This window comes from Marinobacter sp. MIT930201, assembly GCF_047122665.1.
Classification (GTDB): Bacteria; Pseudomonadota; Gammaproteobacteria; order Pseudomonadales; family Oleiphilaceae; genus Marinobacter; species Marinobacter salarius.
In genome coordinates, this window is record NZ_CP138916.1 from 2,227,014 (window position 1) to 2,246,424 (window position 19,411).

The 19,411-nt window shown below is 52.8% G+C and carries 12 protein-coding genes; 9 read left to right on the top strand and 3 right to left on the bottom strand.

The features are described 5' to 3' along the window. The first annotated feature begins 76 nt into the window (after positions 1–76). From mnmE to SIC19_RS10305, 6 genes are all read left to right on the top strand, one after another. A complete protein-coding gene (mnmE, locus tag SIC19_RS10280) occupies positions 77–1,447 on the top strand; it encodes a tRNA uridine-5-carboxymethylaminomethyl(34) synthesis GTPase MnmE (RefSeq protein ID WP_036211739.1) in 1,371 nt (456 codons plus the stop codon). 307 nt (positions 1,448–1,754) lie between these two features. After that, positions 1,755–4,562: a DEAD/DEAH box helicase family protein gene (locus tag SIC19_RS10285; RefSeq protein ID WP_127402039.1), complete on the top strand. Its 2,808-nt coding sequence runs from the start codon at positions 1,755–1,757 to the stop codon at positions 4,560–4,562. A gap of 149 nt (positions 4,563–4,711) precedes the next feature. Further along, on the top strand, positions 4,712–6,415 hold the full coding sequence (locus SIC19_RS10290; RefSeq protein WP_127402038.1) for a type I restriction-modification system subunit M: 1,704 nt from the start codon (positions 4,712–4,714) through the stop codon (positions 6,413–6,415). Then, a complete protein-coding gene (locus SIC19_RS10295; RefSeq protein ID WP_127402037.1) occupies positions 6,412–8,427 on the top strand; it encodes a restriction endonuclease subunit S in 2,016 nt (671 codons plus the stop codon). Before SIC19_RS10290 ends, SIC19_RS10295 begins: the two co-directional genes overlap by 4 nt. Then, positions 8,424–10,214 (top strand): restriction system-associated AAA family ATPase, encoded by a 1,791-nt coding sequence (locus SIC19_RS10300; RefSeq protein ID WP_127402036.1) that lies wholly within the window; start codon positions 8,424–8,426, stop codon positions 10,212–10,214. The genes SIC19_RS10295 and SIC19_RS10300 overlap by 4 nt, the downstream gene beginning before the upstream one ends. Next, a complete protein-coding gene (locus SIC19_RS10305) occupies positions 10,214–11,272 on the top strand; it encodes an HNH endonuclease (RefSeq protein ID WP_127402035.1) in 1,059 nt (352 codons plus the stop codon). The genes SIC19_RS10300 and SIC19_RS10305 overlap by 1 nt, the downstream gene beginning before the upstream one ends. A gap of 36 nt (positions 11,273–11,308) precedes the next feature. Here SIC19_RS10305 and SIC19_RS10310 read toward each other — a convergent pair whose 3' ends face one another. Beyond that, positions 11,309–11,797, bottom strand: a complete 489-nt coding sequence (locus SIC19_RS10310) for a DUF4411 family protein (protein WP_185906461.1) — start codon at positions 11,795–11,797, stop codon at positions 11,309–11,311. Further along, entirely contained in the window at positions 11,797–12,939 is a 1,143-nt protein-coding gene (locus SIC19_RS10315; RefSeq protein WP_127402033.1) for an XRE family transcriptional regulator, read from the bottom strand. The genes SIC19_RS10310 and SIC19_RS10315 overlap by 1 nt, the downstream gene beginning before the upstream one ends. Positions 12,940–13,309: 370 nt before the next feature. Between SIC19_RS10315 and SIC19_RS10320 the strand changes: the two genes are divergently transcribed. The 3 genes from SIC19_RS10320 (at position 13,310) to SIC19_RS10330 (ending at position 17,368) form a co-directional block, all read left to right on the top strand. Continuing rightward, positions 13,310–14,083 (top strand): tetratricopeptide repeat protein, encoded by a 774-nt coding sequence (locus tag SIC19_RS10320; protein ID WP_051947097.1) that lies wholly within the window; start codon positions 13,310–13,312, stop codon positions 14,081–14,083. Positions 14,084–14,106: 23 nt separating this feature from the next. Then, positions 14,107–16,476: an EAL domain-containing protein gene (locus SIC19_RS10325; RefSeq protein WP_228712272.1), complete on the top strand. Its 2,370-nt coding sequence runs from the start codon at positions 14,107–14,109 to the stop codon at positions 16,474–16,476. Between the two features lie 142 nt (positions 16,477–16,618). Next, positions 16,619–17,368 carry a substrate-binding periplasmic protein gene (locus tag SIC19_RS10330; protein ID WP_127402032.1) on the top strand — a complete coding sequence of 250 codons (750 nt, stop codon included), beginning with the start codon at positions 16,619–16,621 and terminating at the stop codon, positions 17,366–17,368. A 25-nt stretch (positions 17,369–17,393) separates the two neighbouring features. On the opposite strand, the gene SIC19_RS10335 is transcribed toward SIC19_RS10330, so the two are convergent. Next, positions 17,394–19,214 carry an acyl-CoA dehydrogenase C-terminal domain-containing protein gene (locus SIC19_RS10335; RefSeq protein ID WP_127402031.1) on the bottom strand — a complete coding sequence of 607 codons (1,821 nt, stop codon included), beginning with the start codon at positions 19,212–19,214 and terminating at the stop codon, positions 17,394–17,396. Between the last annotated feature and the right edge of the window lie 197 nt (positions 19,215–19,411).

Below are 19,411 nucleotides of genomic sequence, written 5' to 3' on the forward strand. Positions count from 1 at the left end.
TGATTGCGGAGGCTCCTTTTGGGAGCCTCTGTTATTTCAGGGGGCCGAAGGGGCAAGGGGGAAGAGGAAAGTAACGATGTTTTATGCCACCGATACCATTGCAGCAATTGCCACGGCCCCGGGCCAGTCCGGGGTGGGTATTGTTCGGGTATCTGGCCCGCAGGCAACGGCCATTGCGCGCCAGATGCTGGGGTTCGAGCCCAGGCCGCGTTACGCACACTATGGTCCGTTCCTGGACACTCGGGGGGAACTGATCGACGAAGGTATCGGGCTGTATTTTCCCAATCCCCATTCGTTTACCGGCGAGGATGTGTTTGAGCTCCAGGGCCACGGTGGCACCGTTATTCTCGACCTGCTGTTGAGAACGGTGTGCGAACTTGGGGCTCGCCTGGCCCGGCCCGGAGAATTTTCAGAACGGGCTTTCCTGAACGACAAACTGGACTTGACCCAGGCCGAGGCTATCGCCGACCTGATTGAAAGCAGTTCGGAGCAGGCAGCGCGCTGTGCGGTGCGTTCCCTGCAAGGCGTATTCTCCCGCAGAATTGACGCCCTGGTTGAGGCTGTTACCCACCTACGGATATATGTCGAGGCTGCGATCGATTTCCCGGAAGAGGAAATCGATTTTCTGGCTGACGGCAAAGTGGCGAACGACCTGCAGCTCATTATCCAGGACCTGGATGTTATCCTTGAGGAAGCCCAGCAAGGCACCATTCTAAGAGATGGTATGAAGGTGGTGATTGCCGGGCGTCCCAATGCTGGCAAGTCCAGTCTGCTCAATGCCCTGGCGGGACGGGAGGCGGCCATTGTGACCGCAGTTGAAGGCACCACCCGGGATGTGTTGCGCGAACACATCCACATTGATGGCATGCCCCTGCACATCATCGATACCGCCGGCCTGCGGGACAGCCCCGACGAAGTGGAACAGATCGGGATTGCCAGGGCCTGGGACGAGATTCGTCAGGCCGACCGTATATTATTGATGGTAGATGCCACCACCACACCGGAAACCGAACCCCATCAACTGTGGCCAGACTTTATCGACCAGTTACCACCCGGCGCGCCCCTGACCGTCATCCGCAACAAGGTGGACCTGACTGGCGAACCAGCGGGCATCGAGCAACTGGACGCCAGTGCCGCGCCGGTGGTGCGCATTGCGGCAAAGTCAGCGGACGGTCTGGAAGTGCTGCGAGATCATCTGAAGCAGTGCATGGGATTTGCCAGTACCACCGAAGGCGGCTTTATCGCCCGGCGTCGTCACCTGGATGCCCTTGAGCGGGCCCGCGTTTCCCTGCTGCAGGGCGAGGACCAGTTACAGGGCTATGGAGCTGGTGAACTGTTGGCAGAGGACCTTCGTGCTGCCCAGGATTCTTTGGGGGAAATCACTGGTGTAATGACACCTGATGACTTACTGGGGAAAATCTTCAGCAGTTTTTGCATCGGGAAGTAGATAGAGTTCCATATAAATAGATTTTAGCCTATAAATAAAGCACTTATATTCTGTTGAGCGATTTGGTGCTATAGTCGACGCTTAGCACGTTTTGTCCATATTTAGAGCTACGTAGCCGGAGTTTTCCCTACACTTCTATACTTTTTGAATATGGAGGATGGCATGTTGTTAATCGGTTCCACCCCCTAAGTCTCTACGAAGAACCGCGAAACCGCCGCCCTCTTTAATGCGTTGGATATCAAGTGTATTTTGCCGTTAAAACGACTCTATTGGCCGGCGTGATGCTATAGGTCTGGAGAAGTGAAGAATGACAAAAACAGAAGCCCAGACTCGCGCCGAGCTGATTGACCAGCTCCTCGCCACATCAAACTGGAATGTCGAAGACCCCACCCAAGTGGTGGAGGAGTTCGACATTTTGGTCGGTAAACCAGAAGGGATAAAAGAGCCATGCTCGCCCTATGATGGCCGTCAATTCAGCGACTATGTCCTACTCGGCAAGGATGGTAAGCCGCTGGCCGTGGTTGAGGCGAAGCGTACGAGTAAAGATGCAGCTTTGGGCCGGGAGCAAGCCAAACAATATTGCTACAACATCCAGAATCAGTTGGGTGGAGAGTTACCGTTTTGCTTTTACACGAACGGCCATGACACCTATTTCTGGGACTTGGAGCACTACCCACCGCGAAAGGTAGTTGGATTTCCCACGCGCGATGATTTAGAGCGCTTTGCCTATATCCGCCGCAATCGCAAACCGCTCACTCAGGAACTGATCAATACCAACATTGCAGGTCGAGACTACCAAGTCCGTGCCATACGTGCCGTATTGGAGGGAATTGAAGCTCAGGGAAGAGATTTCCTTCTGGTCATGGCTACCGGCACCGGAAAAACCCGCACCTGTATTGCCTTGGCGGATACTCTGATGCGTGCGGGGCACGCGGAAAAGGTGCTGTTCCTTGTGGATCGTATTGCGTTGCGAGAACAGGCGCTCAATGCCTTCAAGGAGTATCTGCCCAATGAACCGCATTGGCCCAATGTAGGCGAAAAGCTGATCGCCACAGATCGGCGGATCTATGTGGCAACCTACCCCACCATGCTCAACATCATTCGGGATGTATCACAGTCGCTATCCCCACACTTTTTCGACCTTATTGTGGTCGATGAGAGTCACCGGTCTATCTACAACACTTATAAAGAGGTACTGGACTACTTCAAGACCATTACCCTTGGATTGACTGCCACCCCCACCGACCTTATTGATCACAACACTTTCGAGCTATTTCGCTGTGAGGATGGCTTGCCCACCTTCGCCTATACCTACGAAGAAGCTGTTAACAATGTGCCGCCTTACTTGTGCAGCTTTCAGGTAATGAAAATACAGACACGCTTCCAGATGGAAGGCATCAGCAAGCGCACTATCTCACTGGAAGATCAGAAAAAACTGATTCTCGAAGGTAAGGATATCGAAGAAATAAACTTCGAAGGCTCACAACTGGAAAAGCAGGTCATTAATACCGGCACCAATACCCTGATTGTCAAAGAATTCATGGAGGAATGCATCAAGGACGACAATGGCGTGCTGCCCGGTAAAACCATCTTTTTCTCTTCTTCCAAGGCTCACGCCCGGCGTATCGAGGAAATCTTCGACAAACTCTATCCTCAATACAAAGGAGAGCTATCTAAAGTCCTTGTCTCTGATGACCCCCGTGTCTATGGCAAGGGCGGCCTGCTCGATCAGTTCACCAATAACGACATGCCACGCATCGCCATCAGTGTGGATATGCTGGACACCGGCATTGACGTGCGGGAAGTCGTCAATCTGGTGTTTGCCAAGCCGGTGTATTCCTATACCAAGTTCTGGCAAATGATCGGGCGTGGCACCCGTCTGTTGGAAACTGGCAAACCGAAACCCTGGTGTACCGAAAAAGATACCTTCCTGATTCTAGATTGCTGGGATAACTTCGAGTATTTCAAGCTTCAACCCAAAGGCAAAGTGCTCAAGGCCCAACTGCCGTTACCCGTTCGGCTGGTAGGCTTGCGCATCGACAAAATTGAAAAAGCCCTAGACAGTAATAACACCGATATTGCGGAGGGCGAGATCAACAAACTGCGCCAACAAATTATAGCTCTGCCAGTCGGATCCGTGATCATCAAGGAAGCCGCCGCCGACTTGGCGCGGCTGGAAGAAGAGAATTTCTGGGTTACCCTGAACCACGACCGCATCGAGTTTCTGCGCGCGCAAATCAAGCCATTATTTCGAACGGTATCCGAGGCTGACTTCAAGGCCATGCGCTTTGAGCGTGATCTGCTCGAATATTCGCTGGCCTTACTGGGTAACAGTAAGGAAGAAAAGGAACAGGCAGAAACCTTGAGAGAAGGCATCGTCGAGCAGCTCAGCGAACTGCCCCTTTCCGTTTCCTTCGTCAAACAGCAGGAAGACCTGATCCGCCGGGCGCAAACCAGCCACTACTGGCACAAGGCTGACGAAAACTCCTTTGACGAACTGACAGAGAAACTCGGCCCCCTGATGAAGTTCCGCGAGCAGCCCACAGGTCAGGGCCCGATACACCTGAACCTGACCGACCAGTTGCACCATAAGGAATGGGTCGAATTCGGTCCGCAGAACGAAGCCGTCAGCATCAGCCGCTACCAGGAAATGGTTGAAGCCTTGGTTACCGAACTCACCGAGCACAACCCGGTACTGCAAAAGATCAAAAGTGGTGGTCCAGTCACAGCGGAAGAAGCCCAACAGCTGGCAGAACTTCTGCACGAAGAGCACCCACACATTACCGAGGACTTGCTACGTCAGGTTTATAAAAACCGCAAGGCGCATTTTATTCAGTTTATTCGCCATATCCTCGGAATCGAGAGGTTGAAAAGCTACCCAGACACCGTCGGCGAAGCCTTTGCCCAATTCATCTCTAACCACACAACCCTGACCAGTCAGCAATTGGCTTTTCTTGACCTACTCAAGGGGTTCATCATCGAGCGTGAAAAGGTGGAAAAGCGGGATCTGATTAATGCACCCTTTACCGTCATCCACCCACAGGGGATCCGCGGCGTGTTCAGCCCGGCGGAAATCAATGAAATCCTGCAATTAACTGAACAGTTGGCGGCCTAAGAGCTAGAGATGAATTACGACACGAAGTTTTATAGGTAAAACTTTGATGTTCATTTTCGTGACGCCACGAAAACGATGAAACAGACAGGAAAAGGTGCCTCGAACCAATCGGGAAGATTCCCCGGCCCCAAATAGGAAATGCGACAACCATGTTACAGAACAACTCTGAACTCGAAGGCAAGATCAACCAGCTCTGGAATAAATTCTGGAGCGGTGGCATCAGCAACCCCCTAACGGCCATCGAGCAGATCACCTACCTGTTGTTTATGAAACGTCTGGATGAATTGGACCTGAAGCGTCAGGCTGATGCCGAGTGGACTGGTGAGCCGTACACCTCCAAGTTTGAGGGTATCTGGGTGCCACCAGAATACAGGACAAAGCTGAGTGGCCGTGAAAGCAAACTGGAAGAAATCGATATACGTGCTGAGGATGATCGCAAACACGGCATCGACAAAAACAGCCTGCGCTGGAGCGAATTCAAACGCAGACAGGCCGAAGATATGCTCCAGCATGTGCAGACCAAGGTATTCCCCTTTCTTAAGGATATGAACGGCGCGGAGTCCAACTTCACCCATCATATGAAAAACGCCGTGTTCATCATCCCGAAACCGGCCTTGCTGGTGGAGGCGGTGAAAACCATTGATGAAATCTTCGCCATCATGGAGCAGGACGCTAAGGAAAACGGGCAGGCCTTTCAGGATATCCAAGGGGATGTGTACGAATTCCTGCTCTCTGAAATCGCTACTGCTGGTAAAAACGGCCAATTCCGCACTCCGCGCCATATCATCAAACTCATGGCCGAGCTGGTACAGCCACAACTAGGTCACAAGATTGCCGACCCGGCCTGTGGTACCGGTGGCTTCCTGTTGGGTGCCTATCAGTACATTGTCACTGATCTGGCCAGGAAAGCTGGGGCCAAAGACCTGAAAACCGACGAAGACGGCTTTGTCCGCACGTCAGTCGCCGCTGGCCTTACAGAAAAGGCCCAGCAAATATTGGAAAACACCCTGCACGGCTACGATATCGACAGCACCATGGTCCGCCTCGGGCTGATGAACCTGATGATGCATGGCATCGATGAGCCCAATATCGACTACAGAGATACGCTGAGCAAAGGCTACAACCAGGATGCCGAATATGACATCGTTATGGCCAACCCGCCCTTTACTGGCAGCATCGATAAGGGCGACATCAATGAAAACCTTAGCCTTGCCACCACTAAAACCGAACTGCTGTTTGTGGAGAACATCTACCGCCTGCTGAAAAAAGGCGGTACTGCCTGCGTGATCGTGCCTCAAGGGGTGCTGTTCGGTTCCGGAAAAGCTTTCAAACAACTACGCCAGACTCTGGTTGAATGCTGTGACCTTAAAGCTGTGATTACCATGCCCAGCGGTGTGTTTAAACCTTATGCCGGTGTAAGCACTGCCATTCTCTTGTTTACCAAGGTATGGGGAGCCCAGGATAAGGTCAGCCAGCCCGCCACCGAGCATGTCTGGTTCTATGACATGCGAAACGACGGCTACAGCCTGGATGACAGGCGCAGCAAGCAGGACGGCAATGGCGACCTGCAAGACATCGTTACCAAATACCAGGCCCGCAACGCTGAAACTGACACCGACCGCACTGCCCAGTACTTTATGGTGTCCCGTGCCGATATCGAAGGAGAAGGCTATGACCTGTCGTTAAGCCGTTACAAAGAAGATGTGTTTGAGGAAATCGAATACGAAGCCTCTGCTGTCATTCTGGAGCGGTTGATTCAGGCGGAAGTGGGGGAGCTTGAGGACAGCGAACTGGATAAGGTACAGAGCGGGATTGTTCGTGAGTTGCTGGAGCTGAAGGGGATGGTGGGATGATAACCACGCCACTTCAATCTGTTGCAACAGTTGTAGCAGGCCAATCTCCGGAATCTTCAACGTACAATTCTAATGGGGAGGGATTGCCTTTCTTCCAAGGTAAAGCCGATTTTCAGGAAAAACATCCCAGAGTCAGAATGTGGTGCACTAGCGAAAAGCGAAAGGAAGCCTATCCCGGAGATATATTAATCTCTGTGAGAGCTCCTGTCGGTGCGGTAAATATTTGTGATCAGAAATCAATCATCGGCAGAGGGCTGGCAGCCATTCGACCATCTAGAACTCTGGATGGGGAGTTTCTTTTCTACTATCTGAAGGCCAATGAGGAACGAATCGACTCCTTGGGAACAGGTTCGACATTCAAAGCTATTACACAGGCAACCTTAAAAAAAATATCTATCCCCTTACCCCCTCTTGACGACCAAAAACGCATTGCCTACCTGCTTGGCAAGGTGGAAAATCTGATCGTCCGGCGCAAACAGCACCTGAAACAGCTCGACGATCTGCTCAAAAGCGTTTTTCTGGATATGTTTGGCCCCCAGGCTCATGGGTATGCGGACTGGCCACTAGTCGAGATAAAAGACCTTGCAGCAAATCATAAACGTGCTTTGCGTACCGGGCCTTTTGGCTCAAATCTGTTGCACAGCGAGTTCACCACTGAAGGTGACGTCGCTGTTCTTGGTATCGACAATGCCGTACAGAATCGTTTTGTTTGGGGTGAGCAGCGATTCATAACCCATGAAAAATACAAACAACTTGAGAATTATCGAATTTTTCCAGAAGACGTGATCATCACGATCATGGGAACTATTGGGCGCTCTGCTGTGGTTCCCGATGACATCCCTTTAGCAGTGAACACAAAGCATTTGGCGGCGATAACCCTTAATAAAAAGCTCGCTAATCCTTGGTTCATATCTTACTCAGTTCACTCTAGCCCATTCATATTAAATCAGTTCAAGAGCAAGAATAGAGGCGCCATCATGAGCGGCCTCAACCTAGGAATAATCAAAGGTACTCAGTTAAAGCGACCACCAATCGATCTGCAAAACAAGTTTGCTGATACACACGCAAAAGTTGATAAATTAAAGAACTTTTATCTGAAAGGCCTAACTGATCTGGAAGAACTTTATGGCGCTCTTAGTCAGCATGCCTTTAAAGGTGGGCTGGATTTATCCAGAGTGCCATTGCCTGAGAGTAAAAAAACAGTCGTTGATCTTGCTCAGATATCTGCAGCTTCAGATAGAACTATGAAAGCTAGTAAGAGCGTGATCGATCAACTGAACGATTTTAACGGTAAACACAACGCCATATTGAAAGCACTTCAGGCACCGTCAGCTTTAGCGGGCTTGGATATCCCCGCACTCAGGGCCGCACGGGAAATGGCTGAACAGGCGTCGCTTTGGCGCACACCGCTCGACGAGTTGAAAAATATGAACTCCATCGCTCGGGCTACGGAAGCGCTGGCTGCCTCGTCGGGCGTCCAGAAATTGACTCAGGAAATGGCTTCCATCAACGAATCCACAAAGCTAGCAAAACAGATTGCCGACTCCCTGCCGAAATTGGATATGGGTTGGCTGAGAGAACAACAAGCGATGATTGAGGCAGCGACCCAGCCCTTCAAGGAAATGCAAAAGTCCATGGCTGCCTTGGCACTACCGGATGAGACAGCGCGCGCCCTGAAAGAATCCGATCATACGATGCGGAGTTTACAGGCTGCACTACCCGATACTGCGGATTGGATGCCGCAACTTTCTGCGCCTGCTGTTTCAGTAGGCAGAGAAGACGAGGACGAACCCAGATATATCTTCACTCGCCACGATGTTTTGCAGGCTCTGGTAGAAGAGCCATCGCTTTCTGTGAAAGGCTTGATGGGTAAACTTACAAGACTGGAGACCATCACCCAGCAAGGCTATGAGCGCATCAAGAAACTGATTTTTGAGTTGCTGAACGAAGGGGAGATCGAACAACTCTATAACGACGAAGACAATAGCATCGCATTGAGGGCGCTGGTATGAAGTTGATCCGCCTAAAGATCAACGATCTAGACGGCTTTCGCGGCCTACCCTATGGCTTTGAGCACCACTTCCGCACTGAATGGACATTACAGGAAGAGCTGGAACAGCCGGAGGGCATCTCACCTTTTGTCTGCGCTGGTCCCAATGGCAGTGGTAAGTCCAATTTGCTCGAAGCGCTGAGTGCCATCTTCTTTCAGTTGGAAATCCGCCGTGTACGCAGTAACTTCCTGCCGGAAACCTTGCAGGATGAAACGCTGGACTTTCAGCCCAGGGCGTTTGAATTGGATTACCTAATTCAGGTTCCGCAGGAATACCGTCATGCTGACAGCCCGCAGTGGGCCAAGGTTAGTGTCTGGAAAGAGCGTGGCGAATCTGTCCGGTACCTCTGGGACAACCAGGGTGAGTTCGAGACGGATACCAATGAGGCCTTCGGAGGTGGCTATGCCGATATACTGCTACCTGAGTATGTTCTGGGTTACTCCTCCGGCGAAAACGAAATTCTCAGCCTGCCTTTTTTTAAAACGCGCTTTATTCAGTTCGATGAATACTGGGATGCACTCACTCGGCAAAGCAGCTATTCCGGCAGACCGGATACCCGGCTGGCCTATCTGGACACCAGTTTTAGTCAGGCCATTCTGCTATGTAACCTGCTATTTCAGGACGAGGAAACACTGACACCCTTTCGGGAAGATATTGGCGTCGAGTCACTCAGGGAATTCCGCATTCTGATTCGCCGGAGCATCCTGATTCCTCCTGAGTATCTGGAAGCCTTCGCCAGTAAAGATGAAAATAAACGCCAGACTATCGATGAGATTATTGATAACAACTCGGCACTCAGCTTGGAAGAAGACGATATTGGCGAAATCCGATATCGGCTGAACCTGACCTATCTGCTGGAGGGTGACGAGCGCTCGTCGCGAATTATCAGCGCCTTGAAGCGCTGTGCAACGCTGTATTTTCTGGATGAAGACAGCGATACCCTGATTCTCGACTACTGGGTGGATGACAACACCCAGCAGGCCTTCCAGGAAAATTTTGACTATTCAGCTCTGGCGCTGTTCCAAGCCCTTCAGGTGCTGCTTACACTAAACCTTTATCCGGTCAGTGACATTCTCAAGAACGAACTCTATCGTTCCAGCAGCCATTACGTCAGTGAAACCGTGCCGACGCTGCCGTCCGACGAGCGCATCATGCGTTTCAAGAATTTCTACTTTACCAAGCAGGGTGTTAAGCAGCCCATGTTGCTCAAGGAACTCTCGGATGGTGAGCACCAATTGCTCCACAGTCTGGGATTGTGCTTGCTATTCCGTGACACCAACAGCCTATTTTTACTCGACGAGCCGGAAACTCATTTCAACCCTGAATGGCGCGCCAATTTCATCAGCCGTCTGCGCCAGTGCTTCTCAAAAGATCAAATCAAAAGTCAGGAAATGCTGGTTACGACTCACAGCCCTTTTCTTGTAAGCGATAGTCGCCCCAAGAAGGTACTTGTTTTCAAAAAGGACAAGAGCACGGGAGATGTGAGTATTCGCCACCCACGTTACAACACATTGGGCGCGTCGATTAACAAGATCACCATGAACACTTTTGACCAGCAAGAAACTATCGGCGCTTACGCCAAGGAAATACTGGATCAGCTACGTTCTCGCTTTGAGAGTGGAGAGGAAGATTCCTCAAACTTGATTGAGGATATTAATCGGGAGCTGGGTGACTCGGTGGAAAAAATTCTTCTGATCAAAGCTATTCTTGATAAGCAGGAGGATCAGAACGGAGAGGTGCAAGACTGATGTTATTTCCCTATACCTATGTGTCCCATCAGATGGAGAAAATGCAGGAGTTTATTGATTTTATTTTCTATGAAGTTTGGTGCAAGGCGCCTGGCTATGGGCCATTTAGTTTGGACTTGTTTTTACCCAATCCTGATCTATACGAGGTCATGAATGCATTTCACTACAGTGATAGTCAGGGTTCTGAGTTCTTCTTGGGCCACGTGCAGCGAATCTTTGAGCTATTTACCACATTGGACGATGCGCAGATTGAACAATTCCGTCAGTGGTATCAGGCGAACAACGACATTGAAAAGGTATGCGCCAACGATTCGAGCATCTCGGTTGCTCGGTACGCTGACCTTCCTACCAAGCTGAATGGCATTAAGGACCAACTAAAATCGTTCTTCAAAAATCTGTATTCCTACCTCAATCTGGCGGCACTGAAAGAAAAGATCGGGGAGATCGGCGATCACTACAACGAGGCTTTTTCTGGGGCAAACCGTAGTGGTAAATGTCCCTTCTGCGGGATCAGCGATATGAAAGGTCCAGACCACGATTACCGGGAGGCCTATGACCATTACCTTCCCAAGGCACTATACCCGTTTAATTCGGTCAACTTTCGTAATCTCGCTCCAGCCTGTCATGAATGCAACAGCACTTACAAAAAGAGCAAGGATCCCGTCCACAAAGGTGCAGGTCGACGCAAGGCTTTCTACCCATACGCAATGGATGCTCACGATATTGAGATTGCTATTGACCTCAATCATTCGGATATCGATCGGCTGGTTCCTGCTGATATTCAACTCACATTTGGTCCGGCTGTTGTTCATGAGGAGATCGAGACTTGGAAAGACATATATGGCATCGAGGAGCGCTATAAAGCGAAAATTTGCAGAGAGAATGATGGAAAATACTGGTTGATGCAGGTGCTGGATGAATGGAGAGAAGATGATCGGCTACCGGATGATTATTTGAAAACCTTATCGCGACAGACTGCCCGGTACCCCTTCGCAGAGAGCAATTTTCTGAAAAAACCATTTCTGGAAGCCTGCAGGGCGGCGGGGATTCTTGAATAATCGGGCGTGGACCGAGATGGGATTTCTTAAACTGTATTAGCCAAGTACAAACTGGGCTTCTAGCTGGTTCAATAGCTGGAACGTGGTGGTATAGGGTACACCGAAGACATCACAGATATTTGGAATTTTGACCTTGGTACTGTTTTGGGGGACTGGTATTTCGTGAGTAACGACAGTACCGCCGATGACCGCCGCCGTTGCGATGAGCCAGGGATCCGCTTTACTTAGGAACTCCGCCACAAATTCTTGCTTTTTTCCTTCCAGATCAGCTACATGCTGAGCTACTTCTGTGAACTTCTGCTGAATATCATCGCCTGAAACTGGGATGAACTGGTCCTTCCTGTCCTTGACCCAATCCGAAAGCTCGTCATCTCCATCAGACAATTCATCATAGACAGTGCGGATGCTCGCCAGTGCTGACACTGCATACTGTTGGTCGAGCCAAGCCCAATATGCAGGACAGAATGACATCTGGTAATGGAGGTTCTTCGCCTGGATGTAGGTGTTAGCGTCCAGCAAATACATCAGATCCCTAATTCTTTGGCGTAGTTGGTTATTTTGTGGGGCTTCATATTCAGTAAGCTACCCGCATCCCGAAGAAGGACACGGCCACTGAGAGCTTCGCTGACCAGCGCCTTAGAGAACGTTTCGCTGATCTGCCCTCTTTGAGTTCTGTAGTACGTAGGGCCGCCTTTGGTTTTTTCACGGTTCCGGTAACGTTCTTGAAGATCATTGACGTAATTCTGGTAATCGTCCCGGGAAATTTTCCCGAGTGTCAGTGCTCGCCTTGCGATTACCCATGTACTGACGCGGAAATGGGCCTCTAATATTGGCAGGTTCCCTTTCCAATCTTCGGTGTGTTGCCAGTGGGTACTAAACTCCGCCTCGGGAACCAAAAATTCCGCCGCTACAGCGTTACAGAAAATCTCTTCTCTTTGGTGAGTATCGGGACTTGCGTCAGAAACCCCGCTCTTGCCAATCCAGATATGCGCCAATTCATGGATTAAGGTGAACAAGCGTGCGGCTGGGGCATCGGTTTGGTTGACAAAGATCACCGGTGCCAGAGGATCGGAAATGGCAAAGCCGCGAAATTCTTGAACAGATAGCGGGCGAGAGTGATGACGGATGAATCCCTGCCGCATGACCAGGATGCCCGCGCCTTCGATTTTGCGGATGAGTAAGCGCCAGTAATCTTCCCAGTTACCTCGCTCGGGATGAGCTGGTATACCGAGCACTTGCCGCATGTCCTGGACCACATCATGGATATTGGAGCGAGCAGTGAACCGACCAACATATGGGTTTCGCTCCACACCTTGGTCTCGGAGATACTCTGCATACCATTCCTGCCGTCTCAGAACGATCTGAGCCATATCGATAAGCTCGGAAGACGGTCGGTCAGGATGACGCCCGCCGACCGTCCGAAGATCTGGTAACGGTAACGTCTCTTCCGGCGGCTGCTTCAGATACAGATAGCCAAACGGAATGTGCGTCTTAGTGGCAAAATCTTGAGCCTGTTTGAAGGTTGGCGGTTTCTCAGCTCGCTCCCAGGCATCAATCTTATCGTCTGGCACCCCCAGTTTGGATGCAAGAGCAGACACACTAAGCTGTGCCCGCTCTCGGGCCCAGGTAAGGATATCTGGATTGATTCTGGCGTAAGTGGTGGCCATGACTTCTGCTCGGAACAAAATTTATCAGGACGTAGTGTAAGCTTAGACGGTTTAGGAGCCAACTGTTGCCCTTGGCCACGTGTATCGGTTAGTGAGTTGTGGAAAAGCCCAAGAATTTACAATTTTCTCCACATTCCTCCGAGCTAGTAATTCCCGAAAGTTACTTATCTGGTCGATAACTCGGAAAGCTTCACATTCTGCATCGGCAAATAAGCCTCAAAAGAAACGGTTTGAACCTGCCTTCTTCCGTGTAAAACTAGTCGCTTCATCGACTGCTGAAAACGGCTAGTGAGTGTAGATGTATCGTCCGTATTCCTGTCTTCTGATTTTGCTCTTTCTAAGCGGATGCGCAAGCGTCGACGGTGATCGCTTGTCCAAGGCGTCGTCGGATTTGCTGGAACGAACCGGGCAGGTGATGAAGAAGATCGTTAACCCGAAAACGCCGAATTCCTACCAACGGGAACAGCGGGCGTTGTTTGACCAGCCGTATATCGACCCGCTGACGGAATACCTTGCGGAGCACCGCGACGATCCATCCCGCGCTTCCGTACTACATAACGTGGAACGGGAAAGGGATCTGCGTTGTGAAGCCATTGCAGAAGAGTACGCTAATGAGCCGGCGACTAACGCGATGCTTCAGCGCTATCAAGCCGGCTACAGTTACTCATGCCCGGACCAGGTTGCCGCCTTTGCGGAGCGGGTGAAGCGGCAGCCGTCGACACCGGAACCCGAACCTCGTGCTGAGCCGGAGCCAGCCACGGTAGACGTTGCCGATGAAAGCGGCGTTTCCGACCAGGCCCTGAGTGACTGCTACCTGTTGATGGCCATTCGCAATTACAGTGAAGCCAGAGAGGCCTGCCAGGGTCCGGCTGACAACGGCGACGTGCGCGCGCAGTCCAATATGGCCATTATTTTCCATGCCTTTGAAGACTATGCCAGTGCACGGGTATGGGCCGAAAAGGCGGCGCCTGCCTCTGGCGAAGCCGCGTTTCTGTTGGGCCAGATGTACGCCACCGGACGTGGTGTCGGGCAGGATATGGATCAGGCCGTTTATTGGTACACTGAGGCTGCCAAGCGGGGCCACAAGCAAGCACAGGCAGCGCTGGACCGGCATCTGGAAGACCTCCCTGCCGGAGACACCTGACTCACTGCCCGAGGATATCCGTAATGCCGGGGATACTTCCCAGCCGCCTGACTCGTCGGAAAACCCCGTCCTCACGCCAATCCATCATGTGGATGCTGGGTTTGTTATTGCTGGTGTTTGTTGTCGGAATGCTTCTGTTGTCCAGCCTGAATCTCAGTTACTCACGGGATGCCCTCTCCGAGCTTCGGAGGCAACAGATCAATGAGGTGGTGGGTGCAGGACTGTCGCGCATCAATGCCCGTCAATCCGCTTTGGCAAGCTACACCATTACCCTCGCCAACGTTGGTGAGAGTTTCCACGAGATGGTCGAGAGTGGGATGTCCGGTCGTGCTCTGTCTATAGTGCGTGGGAGCCTGGAGCACACCTTGAACGCCCATTTGCAGGATTTCGAGGGAGCGGCGGGTGCCGGGCTCTGGTTTGAGCCGGGCGTGTTGTCAGAAACAGGCACCAGCTATATGCCCTACTTTTTGCAGGGTAGCGACGACAACACACTGACAAGGCTGGATACTGAATCCCGTTTTGACCACTATCGCAACGCTCCCTGGTTCGGTCGCACATTGGAACAGGAGTGGACGGCCGATCCCGACAATTCCGGACACGTGTACTGGTCGCCGGTGTATTTCGATCTCAATACTGAACGCGCGGTGCTGACGCTCGCCAGTCCTATGTACGATCGTGACGGCAACCTGCTGGGCATGGCGACAACTGCTTGGGGCGCGGACCAGATCATTGATGTTGTCAGTCGCATCACCGTCACCCAACACAGTTTCGCGTTCCTGAATGACCGCAACAATCGCAATCTCTCGAGCCTCAGTCAGGGGAAAGACACCCGCAGGGAGCAGGCCCTGATTGATGCCATCCTGGCGCTGGATCTTGGTGCTGATGTTGACTCAGCACGGTCCTTGGGCGAGGTCGGGGAACTGACCACTCGAGGCCTCTCGGCGGGCAATGAAGACTATGAGCTTTACTATGCCGCCACCGCTGGGGGCATGGTGTACGGGGCCGGCGTTCCGCGAAATGAGATCAATGCAGTGCTGCTGCCGATGGAGCGCACCAATTACCTGATTCTGGTCGGTACCGTCTCGGCGATGCTGATCCTGAGCCTGTATCTGTTGTACCGGATTATCCAGCTGATTCGTGAATTGCAGGCGTCCTATACCGACGACCTTACCGGTCTCCCGAACCGTGTCCGTTTGTTGCGGGATCTCCAGAACCGCCAGGCAGCCGCGTTGCTGATCATCAATCTGGACCGCTTCAACCAGATCAACAGCTTGTTCGGTAATGTCTGTGGCGACCATGTGCTTTTGGCGGTTGCCACACGATTGACCGCGTTCAGCCGCGATCATAACCGCGAAATTTTTCGGGTATACCGTCTTCCCGGTGACGAATTTGCTGTACTGGCACCGGCAATGGCGCCGGAAGTGGCTCACCAGCTTGCTGTACAGGTCCGGCATCTGGTTACTGGCGACCGGGTGTATTGGCAGGAACAGCGCCTGACGGTGGATGTCAGTATCGGCATCGCGCTTCGCAATAGCCGGAAACCGGAAGATGCCGCCGATCAGTTGGTCAGCCAGGCAAAAGTGGCGGTATTACAGGCCCGGGAAACAGGACGCCATCATCTGTTGTATGACCCGGCCGTAGGGGTTGAGGAAAACTACGAAAACAATCTGTACTGGGCCAATCGCCTGAAAGAAGCCATTGACCATGATCGCCTGGTGCCGTGGTTTCAGCCTATCCAGGATAACCAGAGCGGCCGTATCTCCAAGTACGAATGCCTGGTGAGGATGGTGGAGCCGGATGGCAGCGTGATCAGTGCTGGCCGCTTTATGGACATCGCCAATAAACTGCGGCTGAACCGACGAATCACCGAACTGATGATCGAGAAATGTTTTGCCTGTTTTACCGGGCGCGACGACGAGTTTTCGATCAACCTCTCCTACGGTGACATCACCGAGCCGGAGACCGTCGCTCAGATCCTCTCCGCCATCGAAACCTCAGGCATTGGCGATCGCGTTATCTTCGAGATCCTGGAATCGGATGGTATTACCAACTACGACGACATCCGCACGTTCATCGAACAGGTCAAACCCTATGGCTGCCGTATTGCCATCGACGATTTCGGCACTGGCTACTCCAATTTTTCCCACCTGCTGAGCCTGAACGTGGACTTCATCAAGATTGATGGCAGTCTGATTCGCAACCTCCATGAAGATCAAACCGCGTTCCTGGTAACCAGTGGCATCGTCCAGTTCGCCCGCAGTCTGGACATTCAAACGGTGGCGGAATTTGTCCACAACGAGCCGGTTCAGGCAAAGGTAAGGGAGTTAGGGATCGACTTTTCACAGGGCGAGTACGTCAGCATGCCGGTGCCGGCCCCCGGGTCTGCTGACTAGGCAGATGCCGGTTCATTCCATTACGAAAACACACATTTTTATTGTCAAATACCGTGAAAACCTGGGGTAGACTCCGGCGACACAGAGAATGACAGACCGTGACATCAGCTCATGGCGACCACGCATATCAAGGAGATAAACCGTGCGGAACCTGCCAGTGTTCTTACTCGCTGCCCTCGTCTTGATGACGGGTGTTTCCAGCGCCCAGGCTTCAGACAAGCTGTATCTGTATACCGAAAACTTCCCCCCGTACAACATGAGCGCTACCGGCCGGGCGTTCGAGCATAACGGCACCAACATTGATGGTCTGTGCACGGAAATGGTCAAGGCCATCCTGAACAACACCGATCTGGATTACGTGATCAAGCTGCGCAATTGGGATTACGGTTACAACCGGGCACTCAGCAAGCGTAACCACGGCATTTTCTGCACCACCTACACGGAGTCCCGCGCGCCGCGTTTCAAATGGGTTGGCCCGCTGACCCGGAACCTTTGGACCATTTTCGCGCCGGCGGGTACAAACCTGCAGATTGATAAGCTTGAGGACGCCAGGGGGCTGCGTTTTGGCGGCTATCGCAATGACGTAATGACCGAATACCTGCTCGAGCGCGGCTACGAAGTGTCCACTCTGGACAGCGATGACCTCAACCCGAAACGCCTGGAGCTCGGCCAGATTGACCTGTGGATCGCAGACCGCCTGGCCGGCCCTTATTTTGCGTCCCAGCAGAACGTTGAGGGGCTGGATCCGGTCTACTCGTTTAACGACACCGAGCTTTTCCTGGCGATCAACCTGGATACGCCGGACGCCACGGTCGAAAAGCTTAACGCCGGGCTTCGAAAGGTTCATGAAACCGGCATGTTTGAGGCCATCGAAACCAAGTACGGCCTGTAAGTTCGTACTACAGGCCGTACTCGCTTCAGTCGGTGAAGGCCATGTGCTCGGGCGCCAGTTGCATCAGGCTTCTTGTCGGGCTCAACATGCCGGTGGCGTGAGCCTGCGCCCGGGGCAGCAGGCGTTCATAGTAGAATTCCGCCGTGGCCAGTTTGGCACGGTAGAAGTCCTCCGAGTCGTCACCACTCTTGTCCAGTTTCTCTGAAGCGACCGCCGCCATCCTTGCCCACATGTAGGCCATGGTCACGTAACCGCTGTACATCAGGAAGTCGTTGGCAGCGGAACTCACCACATCGCGGTCCTTGCGGGCGGCCAGCATCAGCCGCACCGTAAGCACATTCCATTGCGCTGTCAGTTTGAGCAACTCCACCGAGAAAGGCCGTACCCGTTTGTCAGTCAGGGTCTTGCGGGCAAAATTGGCGACCTTGAGGGTGAACTCCCTGACCGCCCCGCCCTGAGTCATCAACAGCACCTTGCGGCCCAGCAGGTCCAGCGCCTGGATACCGGTGGTCCCTTCATAGAGCGTGGCAATGCGGGTGTCGCGGACAATCTGCTCCATGCCGTGCTCGCGGATATAGCCGTGGCCGCCGAACACCTGTACCCCCAGGTTGGCGGCTTCGTTGCCCAGCTCGGTCAGGAAGCCTTTCAGAATGGGGGTCAGAAAGCCCAGCCTGTCATCGTAAGCATCCGCTTTCTTCTCATCACCAGCGGTGTGGCCTTCCACCATGTGATCGGCCAGCCGTGCGGCGTAGTACAGCATGGCACGCCCGCCCTCGGCGATGGCTTTCTGGGTCAGCAGCATGCGGCGGACATCGGCATGGTGAATCAGGCTGTCGGCCACCTGGTCGGGTTCTTTCTTACCCGACAGGGCGCGCATGGAGCGGCGTTCCCTGGCGTAATCCAGCGCCCACTGGTAGGACAGTTCCGCCGGGCCGACACCCTGGATGGCAGTGCCGATCCGCGCGGTGTTCATGAAGGTGAACATGCAGTTCAACCCTTCGTTCTCCGGGCCGATCAGGAAACCGGTGGCATCGTCGAAGTTCATCACGCAGGTGGCTGAGGCCTTGATCCCCATTTTTTTTTCCAGGCTGCCACAGGTCACGCCATTGGCTTCGCCAACGCCACCGTTCCCGTCGGGCAGGAACTTGGGCACGATGAACAGACTGATGCCCCGGGTGCCTTTCGGGGCATCCGGCAAGCGGGCCAGCACAATGTGAACGATGTTCTCGGTCAGGTCATGGTCACCGGAGGAAATGAAGATCTTGGTACCGGAGAGCTTGAAGCTGCCGTCTTCCTGCGGGGCCGCTTTGGTTTTCACCTGTCCCAGATCGGTCCCGCACTGGGGTTCGGTCAGGCACATGGTGCCACCCCAGCGGCCTTCGGTCAGTGGTACCAGGTAAGTTCGCTTCTGGTCTTGGCTGCCGTGCAGAAAGATGGTGTTCATGGCGCCCATCGACAGGCCCGGGTACATGGAGAAGGACCAGTTGGCAGTACCCATCATCTCCTGCTTGAACAGGCCCATGGAGGCCGGCAGTCCCTGCCCGCCATACTCCTCCGGTGCAGACAGGCCCTGCCACCCGCCCTGCGCATACTTTTGATAGGCTTCACGGTAGCCTTTGGGAGTGATGACTTCGCCGTTATCCAGTCTGCAGCCTTCCTCGTCGCCGCTCTGGTAGAGCGGGCTCAAGACTTCTTCGCAGAATTTGCCGCATTCGTTGAGTACCGCATCGACGATATCCGGAGTGGCATTCTCACCGGTTTTCAAACGAGTGTAGTGTCCCGGGTAGTCGAAAACCTCGTTGAGCAGGAACTTCATGTCGCGTAGGGGTGCCTTGTACACCGGCATAGCAAATACCTCTGTGGTTCTGTTTCCATTGCCCGATGTTTTACGGCATTGCCGGCGACCTGCCATTGACGGAAACCGCCATGCCCCCTGTCAGAAAGGACAATTGGCTGAAATGACGCGAGCATGCACGCCGACGTCCTCTAATGATCGATAACAACGTGATGGGCGTATTTGAAGGGCCGACTATCCATTCTGAA

What these genes read in the sequence shown, in the direction of transcription:
- mnmE (WP_036211739.1), top strand. Translation starts at nt 77, where the DNA reads ATGTTTTATGCCACCGATACCATTGCAGCAATTGCCACGGCCCCGGGC.
- SIC19_RS10285 (WP_127402039.1), top strand. Translation starts at nt 1,755, where the DNA reads ATGACAAAAACAGAAGCCCAGACTCGCGCCGAGCTGATTGACCAGCTC.
- SIC19_RS10290 (WP_127402038.1), top strand. Translation starts at nt 4,712, where the DNA reads ATGTTACAGAACAACTCTGAACTCGAAGGCAAGATCAACCAGCTCTGG.
- SIC19_RS10295 (WP_127402037.1), top strand. Translation starts at nt 6,412, where the DNA reads ATGATAACCACGCCACTTCAATCTGTTGCAACAGTTGTAGCAGGCCAA.
- SIC19_RS10300 (WP_127402036.1), top strand. Translation starts at nt 8,424, where the DNA reads ATGAAGTTGATCCGCCTAAAGATCAACGATCTAGACGGCTTTCGCGGC.
- SIC19_RS10305 (WP_127402035.1), top strand. Translation starts at nt 10,214, where the DNA reads ATGTTATTTCCCTATACCTATGTGTCCCATCAGATGGAGAAAATGCAG.
- SIC19_RS10310 (WP_185906461.1), bottom strand. Translation starts at nt 11,797, where the DNA reads ATGTATTTGCTGGACGCTAACACCTACATCCAGGCGAAGAACCTCCAT.
- SIC19_RS10315 (WP_127402033.1), bottom strand. Translation starts at nt 12,939, where the DNA reads ATGGCCACCACTTACGCCAGAATCAATCCAGATATCCTTACCTGGGCC.
- SIC19_RS10325 (WP_228712272.1), top strand. Translation starts at nt 14,107, where the DNA reads ATGCCGGGGATACTTCCCAGCCGCCTGACTCGTCGGAAAACCCCGTCC.
- SIC19_RS10335 (WP_127402031.1), bottom strand. Translation starts at nt 19,214, where the DNA reads ATGCCGGTGTACAAGGCACCCCTACGCGACATGAAGTTCCTGCTCAAC.